This is a genomic window from Salinibacterium sp. NK8237, from assembly GCF_015864955.1.
In the GTDB taxonomy this organism is placed as follows: Bacteria; Actinomycetota; Actinomycetes; order Actinomycetales; family Microbacteriaceae; genus Rhodoglobus.
In genome coordinates, this window is record NZ_JADYWE010000001.1 from 66,610 (window position 1) to 82,098 (window position 15,489).

Here is a 15,489-nt window from a genome sequence, read left to right on the forward strand (position 1 = left end):
TCTGATCGTGGCCACCGAGTCTCAGCTTGGGCGACCATTCTGGGTTTTCTGGAGTGCACTCACTGCGACGAACATTGGCGACGGTATCCGGCTCGTTGCCTTGCCGTTATTGGCGACACAGCTCACTCAGAACCCCACGCTCATTGCGTTGGTGACTGTCTTCACCTATTTGCCGGCGTTGATGTTTGGGCAGATTGCCGGTGTTGTCGTTGACCGGGTGCGCAAGCGCCGACTGATCGCCGGTTCGCAGATTGTTCGCGCGGCGGTGTTGACGTGGGTGGCGTTCGCAATTGCCCTCGGGAATCTCGACATCAGTATGTTGTGCGCGGCGGCGTTTCTGTATGGCGTGGCAGAGGCCGTCTCTGATCCCGCCGCCCACGCAATGCTTCCGGGACTCGTTCCTGCCGCAGGGCTGAGCCGCGCTAACTCTGACCTGCAGTCGGGGCAAATTGTCGGCGAAATGTTCGTCGGGCGAGCGCTCGGCGGTATCCTCTTCGCGGTGGCCCAACCGCTGCCTGTCGTGGCTAACGTGCTGCTGCTCGCAGTCGCGGCGGTCGGGATGTTGTCGCTCGGAGAGCGGGAGAGCGAGACTCACAGCGATCAGGCGGCGCACGCAGGGGAGCACCCGTTACATCGCGCAGCGGAGCGGACCGATTACCGCGGCGGCGACCGCGCGGCAGGCAGCATCCGTAAGTTCGTTCGTGAACTAGCTGACGGCATCCGCGTCGTGACTCACTCCCGACTGCTTGGTGCCATGTCACTGCTGCTGGCGGTGTGGGCGGGCGTATCCGGCGCATTCTGGGGCGTTGCCGCCATTTACGCCCTTCGAAATCTTGATTCTGGAGAAATCGGATTCGGGATCATGCTGGCATTGTCAGCGGTCGGATCTTTGGCGGGCGCTCGACTCGCGGTCCGGGTGATCCGAACACTAGGGGCACCGAGTGCGGCGCTCACCGCAGTGCTCGTGAGCAGTGCCTCGATCATCGCCCTCACCTGGACGCGCGAACTCTGGCTCGCCTCTGTGCTGCTCGCATTCAATGGTGCCGCCGTAACGCTCTGGAACGTAATGACCATCACCATAAGACAAGCCACCGTGGAGCCGCGCCTACTCGGTCGTGTCAGCAGTACCTACCTCGTACTTGCACGTCTCGCCTTGCCCATTGGTGCCGGACTCGCAGGACTCATTGCTGCTGCGGCCGGTGCGCCCGCAGTCTTCCTTGTCTTCGGCGGCTTTCTTTTAGCAGTCTCTGCCGTGCTCCTTCCGATGTTGTGGAAGGTGTTTGGCCAGGTATGGCCGCGTGGTCAAGCGTCTGCGATGCACTCGGCACGCTGGCCTTCCCAGTGAGAATGCCGTGACCTGGGCCGCAACTCTTCCGCCGTCTGAGGCACGCGATTATCGTGGCATTACAGTGGGCGGCTACCGAACACGATGGTTGCCCGATTCCTCAACGCGAGCGAAAAGGACGAAACCATGTCTGATCTCAACAGCCCAGCAGCCGCCGAAAACGGTTCAGGCCCCGACGCCCACAACATCCAAGACTGGACAGATCTTGGCAAAGAAATGTGGTCGTATCTCACGGGTCGCAGTGCTGTCATTGACTACAACTTCATCGACATGACGGTCGAAGTTCCCCGCGATGTTGGTCAGGATGCGCCGCGTGCCACCTGGAAGCTCAACGGCACTCTCAGGGTGACCACGAGCGAGGGATCCGGCTCCGAACCGACCGCCCCGTAACGATGAGTACCTCAACGACGAGTACGCCAACGAGGCTCGACATCGATCTAGCGTTCTCCCTCATCGAACCGATACTTGACGATGCGGATGACGCGTCATCAGGCAGCGGTGAGTCTGGAGCCGCGCCGCTCGAGACCGAGAAGATGACGGGCACCATCAGTGCCAGCGGCATGGACATCGAAGTATTTTCGAGCAAGCCAGAGCTGTTCCTTCAGGCACGAACGGTGAAGCTCAAAGACGTGCGTAGCGTGGCCAAAGTCTTGGCGGACCGCGGGCTAACCGTCGCGCTCTCAGGGCCGCTCGGTCTCATCGCTCGTGTCGGGGCGATCAAGCCTTCGGTCGCGCAACGAGTGCTTACTGGCTCTCCGCACATTTCGCTGGGGAGTCGCGCTGCGATTGCTCCGCTGCTGCGGCGCCGTGATGCGGGCGCGGCGACGGCATCCGAAATGCAGTTTCCGCCAAGCACGCTGCTGCCGCTGGTGCCGACGTTCGATCGGTTTGTTCGCAAACAGATCACCACAACGCACTACACGGCGGGTGCGGGGCGACCTCGACTGTTCTTCGTTGTGGGCTCCGAAAACTGGAACGGCCAGATGCCGCGAGAGTTCGAGCTGCGATCAGAAGTCACCACTATTGGATCGTCTTCTGCCGCGGACCTGCAGCTTCCCGGCCTCGAGCCAATCCACGCCGAAATCCGCCACGATGATGACGATGAGTACGTGCTCCACGCCATCGGTGCCGTGGGTGGCGGTTCGCGCCCGCTCACAGGGCAGGATCCCGGCGCACGCACGCTCAGAACGGGCGCGCGAATGGAAATGGGCGAGTGGCGCCTCGGGTTCTTCCGCGAAGAATACGCCGACCACGGTCGGCCATTCGGCGGTCGCATCGGAGGCGAAATGGGGCACCAGAAACCGCAACCCGGGCGGCACCGAAATGCACCGGAATCCGCACCGGCCACACAGCCCGAGGGGCCGGAAGTTCCGGAGACGCCCTAAAGGCCGACAGTTCGCTTCTTGCGTGGGCTACTGCTCGATGAGCAGCCTGCGCAAGGTTGAGCGCGTCGCAATTGAGACGTCGAGGAGGTCGAAGACCTCATGAGCACGCGTGGCGGTGTCATGCACGAGTGGCAGTTTGTCGAACATCCATTCGTCGACTTCTTCGGGCGTCTGCACGACTTGGGGATCTTCGTCGGGAGTCACCTGCGCAACGACAGCCATCGCGTGAACGGAGGCGGCGTAATCGGCGACGACCGCGTCGGGTTCAACTCCAGCGTTGCCGAGGAGTAGAGCGCTGATCATGCCGGTGCGATCGCGACCGGCGCTGCAATGCACGAGCGTTCCGGGGGTGGCAGCGGCGATTGCCTCGAGCGCGCCCCGCACTAGTTGGGGTTGCAACCGCCAGTTGTGCTGCCAGTATTCGGGGGAGTCAAGAATGGGGGCGCAGGTCTCCCAGAACTCGGGATCATCTTGATCCTCGGTCGGGGCGTTGACGATGGAGATGCCAGTGAGCACGTCATCCGCAATGTCGTGATCGCCCTGGCCTGCACCTACTTCATGCTCGCAGCGGAGATCGACGACGGATGCCAAACCCCACGAGCGAGCATCGTTCCACCCGGCCGCGGTTAGACGTTCCCGGCGCGGCCCTCGCGCAATTCGGCCTGAAATGGTCGCCCCGGTGCTCGACAGCGCTGTCGGAAACCCTCCCAAGTCTCGGGCATTGATATAGCCATCCCACTCAAGTGTTGTCATTTCCTCAGCATAGGGATCGGTCGCAGCACAGGCCAGAGTGGCGCCACGGATCACGGCGAATTCAGATGTTTGCGCGCCTCCGCAGAGAGCTGGCAGTGAGGCGTAGCTCTGCAGTTCAGCGAAACAATCGGCCGTTACCCGGGATCGGTGATTATGCTCGCGACGTGTCAACGACATCCGTTGCTAACCCCGAACCCACGAAGGAGCGCACCATGTCAGTGCTCGACGAAGTCCTCTCCGCCAACGCCACCTATGCCGAAAACTTTGGCGACAAATCCGAACTCGCTTTGCCGCCGGCTCGTGGCTTCGCGATCCTTACCTGCATGGATGCGCGCCTGGACCCTGCACAATACGCCGGCTTGAGTGAGGGCGACGCGCACGTCATCCGCAATGCGGGAGGACGCGCATCCGACGACGCCATCCGGTCGCTCGTGATTTCGTACAAACTCCTCGGCACGAAGGAGTGGCTCGTGATTCACCACACCAACTGCGGGATGCAGTTCTTCACCGATGACGTCATGCGGGGGCTCCTGGCCAACAGCCTTGAGACCGCTGCTCTGGGCGATGCCGGATTCGAAGACGTGGGCACCGGTCCAGGCTCGGCCGAAGCCAAATATATTGACTGGCTCACCATCGCTGACCAGGCCGAGAGCGTGCTCGAAGACGTCACCCGAATCAAGGCTCACCCTCTGGTTCCGAGCCGTATTCCGGTCTATGGCTACATCTACGACGTCGCTACCGGGCAGCTCATCGAAGTGCCGGAGGCAACCGCGGCAGGTGCTGCGGCCTAGAGCTACCCAAACCCGCGCGGTGTCAGCGACGGTTGTCGACACGTAGGCTCGACCCATGGCTATCTCCCGCTTCGAAGAGCTCGACTTTCAAGAGACCCCGATGGGGGAGCTCAACCTGCGACGCCGGCGCGAGCCAACGCTTGACGTTGACGTCTATGAGGTCAAACTCGGCGATGAGTACCTCATGTCGAGCCTCTTCACTGTCGCCGAAATCGCGCTTTCCGATCTCGGGCTTGCGGCGGCTACCGGGGATGGACTGCGCGTCGTCAACGGCGGGCTCGGCCTTGGCTACACGGCCGTTGCCGCTCTCGCCGATCCGCGCGTGACTTCGCTCGAAGTGATCGATGCTCTGCCGGCCGTGATTGATTGGCACAATCGTGGCTTGCTGCCGGTGTCTGCCGAACTCACGGGTGATAGCCGCACCACTCTCACCCACGCCGACTTCTTCGCCGTGATGCGCGCCGAACCGACGGTGCCCTACGACGTGATTCTTCTGGATGTCGACCACTCACCCCGGCACCAGCTCGACCCCAGCCACGCCGACCTCTACACCGTCGAAGGTCTTCGTCGTGTGCGAGCCCATCTCACCGTCGGTGGCGTCTTCGCATTGTGGTCGGATGACCCTTCCGATGCCGAATTCATGGAGCGCCTCGGCCAGGTGTTCGAGAGCCCCATCGCGCACGCGGTCGACTTCGATAATGCGCTCACCGGTGGGGTGTCATCCAACACGGTGTACGTCGCGATTCGTGGCGAGTAGAGCCCTCCCCACACATCGCGCAACTGCGCTTTGCTGTGTGAAACCTCGATATAGAACCGTTCGGTAGCAAAGCGCAGTTTGCCGTGCTAGCGTCCCGTACAGAACGAGAGATTGTTCCCGGGGCTCTACTGGGCTCCGTCCCCAGAACAGGAAGGATCCCCACATGGACCTCACGAACCGCCACGGAATCATCACCGGAGCAGGCCAAGGAATCGGGCAAGCCCTCGCCCTCGATTTCGCCGCTAAGGGCGCACACCTGCTGCTCGTCGGCCGCACAGCAGAGACGCTGCAGAAGACCGCAGAACTTGTCAAAGAAGCCGGCGGAACATCCGAAATCCTCGTCCAAGATCTGGGCCAAGCGGATGCCGCAGCCAACGTAGCCGAGGCCGTGAAGTCGTGGGACACCCTCGACCTTCTCGTCAACAACGCCGGTAACGTGCGCGCTGGGCGACTCGAGGAAGCCACCGCAGCCGAGGCCACCGCGATGATCGACCTCAACCTGACCGCACCAGTGCTCCTCACGCAAGCACTCTTGCCGCGCCTGCGCACCAGCGGCGCCGCAGGGGGAAGCCTCATCGTCAACATCTCCAGCGAGATCGCTCTCGTTGCGATGCCGTTCTACGCCGTCTACGCCGCAACCAAGTCGGGCCTCGCAGCATTCGGAGAAGCGATGCGCCGCGAGCTTCACGGTACGGGAGTGCACGTCTCGACCGTCTACCCGGGCGCCACAGACACCGAAATGATGAGCAGCCAGAACGCTGACTGGAAGCGCGGACCCGTCTCTGGTGTTGTCGATCGCGTGATCTCGGGTCTCAGCAACGACGAGTACGAAATCAACGCAACGCACGAGCGAGCTCGCAGCATGCAGGAACTCAACCACTCCGATCCGCTCGCTGTCGATGCCGCTATGGCCGATGGCCTCGCGGACATGGAAGCGGCCGTCAAGGACCACAACAGCATCTAGCGGATCGCGCCTCGGTAGCGCCCTGAACGCAGGCGCGCCAGACGTCGCCTAGACAACACGAAAGCCCACGACTGCATCCTTGGAGTCGTGGGCTTTCGCGTGCGGAACGCGAGGCTGTTTAGGCCTTGCGTCCAGAAATGGTGCGGAACAGGAACGCGATCACTGCAAGCACAGCCAGAACGACTCCCACCCAGAGGAGGAAGTTGAGCGACTGCACGAGGCCACCCGTGAGCAGCAGGGCGATGGCGATAACGGCGACGATGATGAGGAGAGTGTTCATAAGGGGATACCTTTCGAAAGGAGTTGAGGGGGAGTAAGCGAGTTGCAGCGGGTAAGCGAGTAGCGGCGAGTGTTACTCGGAGACAGCATCCTTCACGTTCTCGCCGGCCTTCTTGAGGCTGGCCTTCGCCTGATCGGCGTTGCCCTCAGCTTCGAGTTTTTCATTGTTGGTTGCCTTGCCCGCAGCTTCTTTAGCCTTGCCGGTGAGGTCTTCTGCAGCGTTTTCGATTTTGTCTGAAGCGCTCATTATGGAGCTCCTATTTTCTCGGGGGAGTGGGTTGGCGTGGTGTGCCCGTCTGCACTGGCGGAGGGCGACGGGCACCCCACAAGCTGACAATAATCTGGGCACTCGGTGTGAGGCTTCACCCCTAGGGGTGAACTTTCCCCATTTGTTTTCGTGACGACCTATCGTTGAGCCATGAACGCCGTACGAATTGCTTTAGTAAACGATTATGAGGTCGTCGCGCGCGGCGTCGTCGGGATGCTGCGCTCCTACCAGAATCGAATTCAGGTGGTCGAGCTTGACCTCAACAAACAAGTCGACGAATCGGTTGACATCGCGCTGTACGACACGTTCGCTGGAACACAAGGAGATCGTGTAGCCGTGAAGGCTCTCGCGGCCAACCCTGCCGTCAGCGCCGTCGTCGTGTATTCGTGGAACCTCGATCCGACCCACATCGCAGCGGTGCTCACCAACGGGGCCGCTGGCTACATCTCTAAAGGCTTGCCGGCTTCCATGTTCGTCGCTGCTCTTGAGGCGATTAATCGGGGCGGCGACCGGATTCATATCGGAGGTAAGAGCACTCCAACCGTGATCACAGGTGACTGGCCCGGGCGCGAAGAAGGGCTCACCGAGCGCGAAGCCGAGGTCTTGGCGCTCATCACCCAAGGGCTGAGTAACGCCGAAATCGCTGAACGAACGCACCTTTCGATCAACTCCATCAAGACCTACATTCGCAGTTGCTACCGAAGCATTGGCGCCACAAGCCGCACCAACGCGGTGCTGTGGGGAATCGAACATGGGTTTCGCCCCGATCGAGTTCGAGTCGATCATCCGGAACCTGCCCCCGGTGGCAGCGAACTCGCGCCGCAAGCATGAAACGACCCGTCGTACCCGCGCCCTCGCTAGAGCCCGTCAAGAAAACTGCCGGACGCATGCGGTCAGATCTCACCCGGGCGCGCATGCTGCAGGCCGCCAAAACTGCGGTCGCGGTCGCCATCGCCTGGAAACTCGCGCCCTATCTTCCGGGCGTCGCCGATAACTATCCGTATTACGCTCCGCTCGGCGCGATCGTCGCTATGTATCCCACGCTCATGGGCTCGATGAAGAATGCGGCGCAAACCATCGGCAGTCTTGCGGTGGCTATCGTGCTGGCGGGTGCCGTGATTATCTTCAGCTCACCGAGCGTCATCACGACGTCTCTTGCTGTCGGTGCCGGTGCCCTCATCGCCGCGACAGGCTGGTTTGGTGCTAACCGTGAGTACATCCCCGTGACAGTGCTTTTCGTGCTCATCATCGGCGGGCCGGATGCCGATTCCTACTCAATCGGCTACCTCGAGCAGGCCACCCTGGGCATCGTCGTTGGGCTCCTCGTGAACCTGCTGATCTTTCCGGCACTCACCCACAACGCCGTCGATCAACAGCTGGCAAACTTTCGCGCAGTTCTCTCTAGTCACCTCTCCGAAATCGCTGAGGCTCTTGCTGAAAGTTGGCCGCCCGAAAAAGACGGGTGGGCTTCGGGCAAAGACTCGCTCATGGCCGTATCTGGCCAGGTGCGTGAGGCGGTGCTGCTCGCCGACGAAAGCCGGAAAGCTAACCCGCGAGCACGTCGCTATCGTCGCGATCTGAAAGCAGATTACGACGATCTTGCGGCTCTCGAAAATGTGACTTTTCATGTGAGGGACATCACCGATGTACTCACTGGGGCCGTGTGGGGTATTCCCATCAAGGTGCAGTTGAGGCCCGAATTGCGGCCAGCACTCAGCGCTGCACTTGCTGCCGTCGCCACCGCCCTCAACAGTTGGGACTCCGTGGAGGAACGTCACGAGGCGCACGACCGCGCTACGGAGGCTCTTGCAGCGCTAACCGCGGAACTGGACGCTACTAAAGACACCGCAAATGCGACGACGATGGGTGCATCAGCTGCGATCTCCATGGATATCGCGCGAATCCTCGCGGCTCTGAATACGCGTCTGGAGCAGGCTGAACAGCTGGATGAGGCAGCGTCGAACGAAGCGAGCTAGCGCCGCCAGCTTTCAGCCTCAGCCTCGCACTACAACCGGGCGTAGCGAGCCCGGATGAAGCAGTACACGCCATAGGCAATGAGCCCGATGGCGATCACGATCAGCACCACCACACCAAAAGGCAGTTCGGTGAGGCTCGTGAGCGCAGCATCCAATCCTGACGACTTTTCGGGGTCGTGAGTGAATGCAGCAGCGATGACAAGGATGCCCACAACCCCGATCGCAATACCCTTAGCGATATAGCCAGCAAAGCCGAGTCCGAGAACCGCCTTGCGCACAGTGCCTCCGGGCACAGAGATGTCCTCCGTAAACTTTCGGGTCGCGCCCTTGTAGATGAAGAAGCCGCCAACGCCCATGACCGCAAGGCCCGCAACGACGAGCACCGCGATGCCGATGGGGTTCCCCATGAGCTCGCCCGTAAGACTGCTCGTGCTGCTCGAAGAGTCTGACGAACCGCCGAGCGCGAATGTCAGCGCCGTAGAGCCCAGCGCGAAATAGGTGACGCCCTTCGCCGCTTCGGCGCCGCGACGAGCCCATTTGCGTTTCGAATCCTGAGGCTGCATGAGGAATGCCGAAATCAACAGCCACAGACCGAGGGCGAACATACCTATGACGACGGCCCAGAGCAGAAATACACCGCCCGGAGTCGAGGCCAACTGCCGGAACGCTCCGGACTGGTCAGCATCGGTTTGGCCGCCACCCGTCGCGATGCCGATCGCGAGTGCTCCAATGAGGAGGTGCACGAGTCCGTTAACGGCAAAACCAAGGCGGGCGAGAACTTGCAGTGCGGTGCTATTTTTCGCGCTGCGCGCGGCATCTGAAGCTGAGGCATCATTCATGACGGCCAGTGTAGATGAAAGACGTGACGAGTTTTGAACCTCGCAGCCTCATCCCAGCAGGCGAATGCAGGATGGGTTCATGACCCCCGCACCTGCACCTCGCCGCCTTTCGCGCCCGACTCCCATCACGCCGAAAGCGGGCCAAGAGTCAGTGTGGGATTACCCGCGACCTCCGCGAGTGGAGCACATGCCTCAGCGCGTTGTCGTGCGGCTCGGCGGGCACGTGATTGTGGACACGACGGATGCTGTGCGAGTGCTCGAGACGAGTCATCCGCCCGTCTACTACTTGCCGATCGCGGCCTTCCCAGGAGGCGCGCTCGTTGCTGTTCCCGGCACGAGTTTCTGCGAGTTCAAGGGCGAAGCGCACTACTTCGACGTGACCGCCGGGGGAGTCGTAGCCGAGCGAGCGGGTTGGTTTTATCCCGATCCCACTCACCGGTTCGAGGAGCTTGCTTCGCGCGTCGCGCTCTACCCTGGCCAGATGGACTCGTGCGAGATCGACGGCGAGCTAGTGACCTCTCAGGAGGGAGATTTCTACGGTGGCTGGATCACCAAGAACCTCGTTGGGCCGTTCAAGGGCGCGCCGGGCACGATGGGCTGGTAGCCGCAGCGCCCTCCAACTTTCGAGACTTAGAGCGGCCCGCGGAATGTTGCGGCGACGGGAGAGTCGTCGGGGAGGTCGTCACTTCGAACTGCTTTGACCGTGCCGCCTGTGCGCAGCACGCGCGCGGCGATCTCGTCAACGAGGCCGTAGGTGCTCGGGCCAGGCTCACTGGCGAACACAATTTGGCCGTATTCGTCGATGCTGCCCTCCTCGGTCGAAGCCAGATCGAACAGAAGCGTGTCAACGAGTCCGGCGGCCGCGGCGTGAGAAACATCGCTCATTTGCGAGCTAGCGAGTCCATTGCTCTGTTTGTTGCCGAACTTCGTAGACCACGACGCGAGCTCGTCGGTGTGCCTTTCGGCCAGAAGTGCACGGCCGCGATCCTCGAGATCATCGATGGACAACGAACTGGGGTTCGCATCGATGGCGGATGAGAGAAGTCCGCGATAGGTAGAGATTTCACGATACGCGGGCTGCAAGTCTGAGGATGCGGCGAGTACCAAAGGCAACCCCGAGTCACCGATGATGGGGAGCAGCGCCTCCTGAATCAGCGAGCAATAGCGACGAAGTTCCACTTTCGAACCCAGAGCGCCATCCGCTCGAGGAGTGTCTGCCTTGCCGTGGTTGTCGGCGGTTTCCAGCGTTCTGCCGAGGTCCTCGGGGAGGTCAGGCAACGCGATTTCGTCGCTCGAATCATCGGCGTTGAGGGAAAGAAGCCTCACACTGCCGAGCGTCACGGCGAGCACATAGCCGGAATGGCCGAACGTGGTGGCGCGCAGCAGCGGACCGAGGTCGAATCGATCACCAATGGCAACAAGAGTGGGAAGTTCATTGCGCAGGCGGAACGACTGGGTGATCTCCGGCGAGACAAAAACGGCAACTGAACGCGCAGAAGAAGCCCAAAATTCGGTGTCGTGATCCAACGCTCCCAGCGACTGGCCGATCGCATCCAGCTCGGCTTTCTCCACGCCAAGCACGCCGAGCTCTGCCATCGCTTCCGTGGCTGCTGAGCGCAGCGCGAGTCTCGCCGCCTCAGTGTCGCGGCCAATTGGTGGCCCGCCATCGGTCGATCCTGGCGAGACATACAGCGAAACGCTTGCCACGTTTCGCTGCTGCGAAAGTGCTACTAGGTCTTCATGAGAGGGGATGTCGATGCTCATGGGGCCACGATACTCAGAACGACTGGGAGCGCAATCAGGTCAATATGGTCGACTAGGTGAGTGCGTGTGAGAAACGACTACTCTTCGCCCGGGATCAGTGCGGCGTGGTCAGTAGCAACCGAGCATGCATCACTCGGACAGTAGACCGTGAAGCCGTCGAAGTCCGGGTACGGGGTTCCGTCTTCTTGATCGGATGCCAGCATCCAGAACAGCGCCCCGTCTACGCCCGTATCGCGCACGGTCGTCAACCACGATGCGTAGGTGTCGGCGCGCGTTGACGCGTCCATCACGCCGAACTCGCCAAGAAACACCGGCTTGCCGATTTCTGCGGCCGCTTCTGCGTGTTTCTCGATCCACCCGGTGCCCCACGCCGTCGAGGTCTGCCAATGGTCGGGGTAGAGGTGCATCGACATGATGTCGATGTTGCGCAGCGACGCCAGCGCCACAGTATCGACGCCGTTGGAGCAGTTCTCGCCGAAGCCAGCCCCATATCCGGAGGCGCCGAATTCTTGCGTGAGCGTCCACGTGTCTTCATCTCCACAGAAAAAGCCTTCATCACCGACGCCAAGCAGATGAATGCGGTCGATTGATTTCACATGACTGCTCATCTCATCCACCCACTCGGTGATGGTCGTGGTGTCACACTCACCATCAGCAAAAGTGCCCGAGCCGGTGCAGCTGGGCTCGTTCGCAAGCTCCCACGCGAGGATCGTTGGGTCGTCTTTGTACTGGATGCCCGTAATCGTGTTCGTGCGATTCAGGAGCGTTGATACCCAATCTTTGTACCAGTCGCGAATGCGCTCGTCCGTATAGAAATCAGCGTGCTCGTCGAGGCCAGCCCACTGAACGTACTGATCCATGCCGCCGTAGGCATTCCAGTTGTTCGTGAACGGAATCACGAGTTTGATGTCGCGCGCGGCTGCTTCGGCGACTACAAAATCGAGTTTCTCGAGACCAGTCGCGCCGGTGTTCACGACGGGGGCGCCGGTCGCGTCATCCCACACTTGGTACCAGACGTCTTCAAAGTCGTCCGGTGCGACTCCCGAGCCGTTGGTGTCTCCGTAGTCTTGAAAACCCCACGTGCGGATGACGGTGAGACCGGCTTCCTCGGCATCGTCAAGCAGCGCGACCACGGTGCTCTCTGACTTGTGCCCGAGATAGTAATTGTTGGCACCGGCGAACTCGAACGGTTCGCCTTGGAACACCAGCTCAGTGCCATTTGCGCGCACAAAGGTGGCCGCGAACGCGGAGTACTGAACCGCGGCAATGATGCCGAAGACGGCAGCGATCACTAGCGCGGCCGCGACCACTGCGGCGATCACTCGCGTGCGGAGTCGAATCACCGGCACACGACCGCGACCGCGTGCGCTAAAACAGAAGCGAAAGAGAGCATGGGGAGATGGTAGTCGCCATTGACGGTGGCAGAACCAATTGCGAGAACACAAGACAGCGGATGCCCGTACCCGCTACCATGCTGAGAGATTGTCGCTCGCCGATGTTTTTCGTCCTCGCGCAACACACTGCTCCGACGAACAGTTCGCAATCGGCGGTCGATCCGCACTACGAGTCGACGGGATACACGGATGGGTTTCATAAAAGCTTTCGCAGGGGCTATCGGCGGAACATTCGCTGACCAGTGGAAAGACTTCCTCACTCCGCCGGCTCATTTGGCTCCCACTGCGGCAATCTTCCCCGCGGTAGCGCAGGGCACAAATGCTGGTCGTGGCTCGAATACCAAGGGCTCCGAGCACATCATCACGAATGGCAGCCGCATCGTCGTGCCTGAGGGCTATGGACTGGTTACCTTCCAAGACGGACAACTCACCGGCTTCGTGGGTGAGCCTGGCGGATTCATTTTTACGTCAGAGGATCAGAACGCTGAGTCGTTCTTTGCCGGCGACGGCATCATCAGTTCCACTGTCAAGACCTCCTGGGAGCGCTTTAAGTTCGGCGGTCAGCCGGGGTCACAGCAGCTTGCTTTTTACGTGAATCTCAAGGAGATCCCGAACAACAAGTTCGGCACGCAGTCGGAGATCTATTGGGATGACGCCTATCTCAATGCCCAGGTTGGCGCGATCACCCGCGGCAGTTACACCATCAAGATCGTCGATCCCATCCTTCTGGTGAAGAACTTTGTTCCGCTCACCTACCTTGGTCAGTCGCCGAAGGTGTTCGACTTCTCGGACCTCGACAATGATGCTGCCAGCCAACTCTTTAACGAAGTTGTGGGATCGCTCGCTGCAGCCTTCTCGTATTACACGAACGACCCCAGCAAGGGAAACCGCATCGCACGCATTCAGGGCGACGCCATCGGATTCGCGCAGTCGTTAAGCGCAGCCGTCGACGACGCTTACCAGTGGACGAGCGATCGCGGCCTCACCATTGAGAAGGTCGCGCTCCAATCGATCGAATACGACGAAGACACCCGCGCTCTGCTCAGCGACGTCAAGAAGGCGGATGCTCTTGGCGGTGCCCGCGGAAACTCGTTCATGCAGCAGGCAGCAGCCCGAGGCTTCGAAGCCGCAGGGTCGAACGAGGGCGGCGGCGGGGGAGGCGCAGGAATGGCTTTCCTCGGCATGGGGATGAACGCAACCGGTGGTGCCGCCGCTGGCTTCCAGCAGCCGAACGCGGCTCCGCAGCAGCAGGCAGCTCCTGCAGCCGCACCGGCCGCTCCCGCAGCTGACGATCCCATGGCGAAGCTGCAACAGTTCAAGACCATGCTCGATCAGGGACTGATCACGGAAGCCGATTACGAAGCGGCTAAAGCTAAAGTCCTCGGGTTGTAGTCCGCCATGCCGATGGATGCTGTCGAACCCGATACTCCGCCGCCGGCCACCACCGACGACGCACCTCGCGTCATCAACACCGACGATGGTGCAAAGGATGGACTCGCAAAGTGTGCTCGGTGTGGTGCCACCGAGATCTCGCTCAACGTAGCCACGGGCAACTTGCGGTGTGGGTTTTGCCGTTTTGAATGGTCTACTGACAATGCCATCGAGGCATTCAATCTCAACGGTGACATCGCCACATTGACGGGGCTCCTCGTCGGTTCGGGTTCGAGTGACATTGTGCCCTCCACCGAAGAAATCCTGACCTTCAAATGCAGTGCGTGTGGCGCAGAAGTGGTGATCGATACCAACACGAGCACGCAAGCTCGCTGCCATTGGTGCCGCAACACGCTGTCGATGAATCAGCAGGTTCCCAACGGCGCCGTTCCCGACATGATTCTGCCTTTCAAGGTCGAGAAGTCGACGGCGGTAGAAAAGATTGCCCACTTCGTGGGCAAGCGGAAGTTCTTCGCGCATCCGACCTTTAGAGCGGAGTTCAATGCCGAAAACGTGATGGGCGTCTATTTGCCGTACATGGTCGTGGATATCAATGCTCACGCCAAGTTGAGCGGGCAAGGCGAACATCAAACGCGTTCCTACACGGTTAAGGTAGGGGACTCAACGCAGCAACGCTATGACGCAGATCTCTACGATGTGGCGCGTGAATTCGACATTCACGTGAATGATCTGACCGTGGAATCTTCTAGCGATCGTCTCGACCAGAACACGGCCGTGAACTCGAACAACATCATCAATACGATCATGCCGTTCGACGTCGAGAACTCTGTGCGGTACGACTCCAACTACCTCGCTGGATTCACCTCAGAGCGTCGCGACAGCAATTTGGATCAGCTTGAGCCTCTCGCCCACACGCAGGCGGAAGATATCACTCGGCATCGGGTCAACGACACCTTGAAGTTCTACGATCGCGGCGTGCGTTGGGCTGCTGAAGAAGTGGAGGTGCGCGGTCAGCGCTGGGTTTCGGCCTACTTGCCCGTATGGCTTTATAGCTATCAGCAGCGCAAGTCGAACGGCAAGACGTTCCTGCACTACGTCGCGGTGAATGCACGAACGGGAGAGACGATGGGAAGCATTCCGTTGCACCAGAGCAAGTTGTTGCTGGTCTCCGGCGTCGTGCAGCTTGTCGGCACCGTAATCGGTCTTGTACTTGTGGCGGTGGGAGTCTGATGCTGAATCTCACCCTCTGGGCCACCGAGAGCGGCCAGATAATCGCTGCAGGATCATCGGATGATGACTCGGGCGGGCTTGGGCTAGTTTTCTTGCTTTCTGGCTTCGTCTTCTATTCCGCCATCTACTTTCGCTATCGCAACACAGACAAGCGGCATGGTCACGAGTCTGAGACAGAAGCGACGCTGGTGAACATGCAGGAACACGACGAGTTCGTGAAAGCTCGAAAGGGCCTGAGTAACCGTCGGATGTCCGGTGCAAACAACACGGCCGTGCGTGGCGCGAGCAACAAGGCCGCCACGGGCATTATGAGCAAGTTCAAGCTGATGTAACGCTCGTGCCAGAACCGAAG

Annotated in this window: 18 protein-coding genes; 12 read left to right on the forward strand and 6 right to left on the reverse strand. The window is 60.6% G+C overall.

What is annotated here, in order from left to right; translation table 11 throughout:
* Positions 1–7 precede the first annotated feature (7 nt).
* The 3 genes from I6E56_RS00345 (at position 8) to I6E56_RS00355 (ending at position 2,730) form a co-directional block, all read left to right on the forward strand.
* Entirely contained in the window at positions 8–1,345 is a 1,338-nt protein-coding gene (locus I6E56_RS00345) for an MFS transporter (protein ID WP_197135377.1), read from the forward strand.
* A 126-nt stretch (positions 1,346–1,471) separates the two neighbouring features.
* Positions 1,472–1,735 carry a hypothetical protein gene (locus I6E56_RS00350; protein WP_197110045.1) on the forward strand — a complete coding sequence of 88 codons (264 nt, stop codon included), beginning with the start codon at positions 1,472–1,474 and terminating at the stop codon, positions 1,733–1,735.
* 2 nt (positions 1,736–1,737) lie between these two features.
* A complete protein-coding gene (locus tag I6E56_RS00355; protein ID WP_231606184.1) occupies positions 1,738–2,730 on the forward strand; it encodes an FHA domain-containing protein in 993 nt (330 codons plus the stop codon).
* A gap of 27 nt (positions 2,731–2,757) precedes the next feature.
* Here the strand turns inward: I6E56_RS00355 and I6E56_RS00360 are convergent, their stop codons facing one another.
* Positions 2,758–3,483, reverse strand: coding sequence for a tyrosine-protein phosphatase (locus tag I6E56_RS00360; protein ID WP_197135378.1), 726 nt, complete (start codon positions 3,481–3,483; stop codon positions 2,758–2,760).
* Positions 3,484–3,647: 164 nt separating this feature from the next.
* Here I6E56_RS00360 and I6E56_RS00365 point away from each other — a divergent pair, with 164 nt between their 5' ends.
* From I6E56_RS00365 to I6E56_RS00375, 3 genes are all read left to right on the forward strand, one after another.
* A complete protein-coding gene (locus tag I6E56_RS00365; protein ID WP_307842692.1) occupies positions 3,648–4,274 on the forward strand; it encodes a carbonic anhydrase in 627 nt (208 codons plus the stop codon).
* Positions 4,275–4,329: 55 nt separating this feature from the next.
* Positions 4,330–5,031 carry a spermidine synthase gene (locus tag I6E56_RS00370; protein ID WP_197135379.1) on the forward strand — a complete coding sequence of 234 codons (702 nt, stop codon included), beginning with the start codon at positions 4,330–4,332 and terminating at the stop codon, positions 5,029–5,031.
* Positions 5,032–5,194: 163 nt separating this feature from the next.
* Positions 5,195–5,995 carry an SDR family oxidoreductase gene (locus tag I6E56_RS00375; protein ID WP_197135380.1) on the forward strand — a complete coding sequence of 267 codons (801 nt, stop codon included), beginning with the start codon at positions 5,195–5,197 and terminating at the stop codon, positions 5,993–5,995.
* Between the two features lie 118 nt (positions 5,996–6,113).
* Here the strand turns inward: I6E56_RS00375 and I6E56_RS00380 are convergent, their stop codons facing one another.
* Positions 6,114–6,275 (reverse strand): hypothetical protein, encoded by a 162-nt coding sequence (locus I6E56_RS00380; RefSeq protein ID WP_197125027.1) that lies wholly within the window; start codon positions 6,273–6,275, stop codon positions 6,114–6,116.
* Between the two features lie 72 nt (positions 6,276–6,347).
* Positions 6,348–6,521, reverse strand: a complete 174-nt coding sequence (locus tag I6E56_RS00385; RefSeq protein WP_197135381.1) for a CsbD family protein — start codon at positions 6,519–6,521, stop codon at positions 6,348–6,350.
* A 171-nt stretch (positions 6,522–6,692) separates the two neighbouring features.
* On the opposite strand from I6E56_RS00385, the gene I6E56_RS00390 reads away from it, so the two are divergent.
* Both I6E56_RS00390 and I6E56_RS00395 read left to right on the forward strand, forming a co-directional pair.
* Entirely contained in the window at positions 6,693–7,373 is a 681-nt protein-coding gene (locus I6E56_RS00390; protein ID WP_197135382.1) for a response regulator transcription factor, read from the forward strand.
* A complete protein-coding gene (locus I6E56_RS00395; RefSeq protein ID WP_231606185.1) occupies positions 7,370–8,518 on the forward strand; it encodes an aromatic acid exporter family protein in 1,149 nt (382 codons plus the stop codon). Before I6E56_RS00390 ends, I6E56_RS00395 begins: the two co-directional genes overlap by 4 nt.
* A gap of 29 nt (positions 8,519–8,547) precedes the next feature.
* Here I6E56_RS00395 and I6E56_RS00400 read toward each other — a convergent pair whose 3' ends face one another.
* The gene (locus I6E56_RS00400) at positions 8,548–9,357 is read right to left on the reverse strand and encodes a DUF1206 domain-containing protein (protein ID WP_197135383.1); all 810 of its coding nucleotides are present in this window, start codon (positions 9,355–9,357) and stop codon (positions 8,548–8,550) included.
* A 79-nt stretch (positions 9,358–9,436) separates the two neighbouring features.
* Here I6E56_RS00400 and I6E56_RS00405 point away from each other — a divergent pair, with 79 nt between their 5' ends.
* Positions 9,437–9,961 carry a DUF427 domain-containing protein gene (locus I6E56_RS00405; RefSeq protein WP_197135384.1) on the forward strand — a complete coding sequence of 175 codons (525 nt, stop codon included), beginning with the start codon at positions 9,437–9,439 and terminating at the stop codon, positions 9,959–9,961.
* Positions 9,962–9,987: 26 nt separating this feature from the next.
* On the opposite strand, the gene I6E56_RS00410 is transcribed toward I6E56_RS00405, so the two are convergent.
* Together I6E56_RS00410 and I6E56_RS00415 are read right to left on the reverse strand one after the other, a co-directional pair.
* The gene (locus I6E56_RS00410; RefSeq protein WP_197135385.1) at positions 9,988–11,121 is read right to left on the reverse strand and encodes a hypothetical protein; all 1,134 of its coding nucleotides are present in this window, start codon (positions 11,119–11,121) and stop codon (positions 9,988–9,990) included.
* A 77-nt stretch (positions 11,122–11,198) separates the two neighbouring features.
* Positions 11,199–12,464: a cellulase family glycosylhydrolase gene (locus tag I6E56_RS00415; protein WP_197135386.1), complete on the reverse strand. Its 1,266-nt coding sequence runs from the start codon at positions 12,462–12,464 to the stop codon at positions 11,199–11,201.
* Positions 12,465–12,704: 240 nt separating this feature from the next.
* On the opposite strand from I6E56_RS00415, the gene I6E56_RS00420 reads away from it, so the two are divergent.
* From I6E56_RS00420 to I6E56_RS00430, 3 genes are read left to right on the forward strand one after another with little or no spacing between them, the layout of a single operon-like run.
* Positions 12,705–13,907: an SHOCT domain-containing protein gene (locus I6E56_RS00420; RefSeq protein WP_197135387.1), complete on the forward strand. Its 1,203-nt coding sequence runs from the start codon at positions 12,705–12,707 to the stop codon at positions 13,905–13,907.
* Positions 13,908–13,913: 6 nt separating this feature from the next.
* Positions 13,914–15,137, forward strand: coding sequence for a TFIIB-type zinc ribbon-containing protein (locus I6E56_RS00425; RefSeq protein ID WP_231606187.1), 1,224 nt, complete (start codon positions 13,914–13,916; stop codon positions 15,135–15,137).
* The gene (locus I6E56_RS00430) at positions 15,137–15,469 is read left to right on the forward strand and encodes a hypothetical protein (RefSeq protein ID WP_197135388.1); all 333 of its coding nucleotides are present in this window, start codon (positions 15,137–15,139) and stop codon (positions 15,467–15,469) included. The genes I6E56_RS00425 and I6E56_RS00430 overlap by 1 nt, the downstream gene beginning before the upstream one ends.
* Positions 15,470–15,489: the final 20 nt, after the last annotated feature.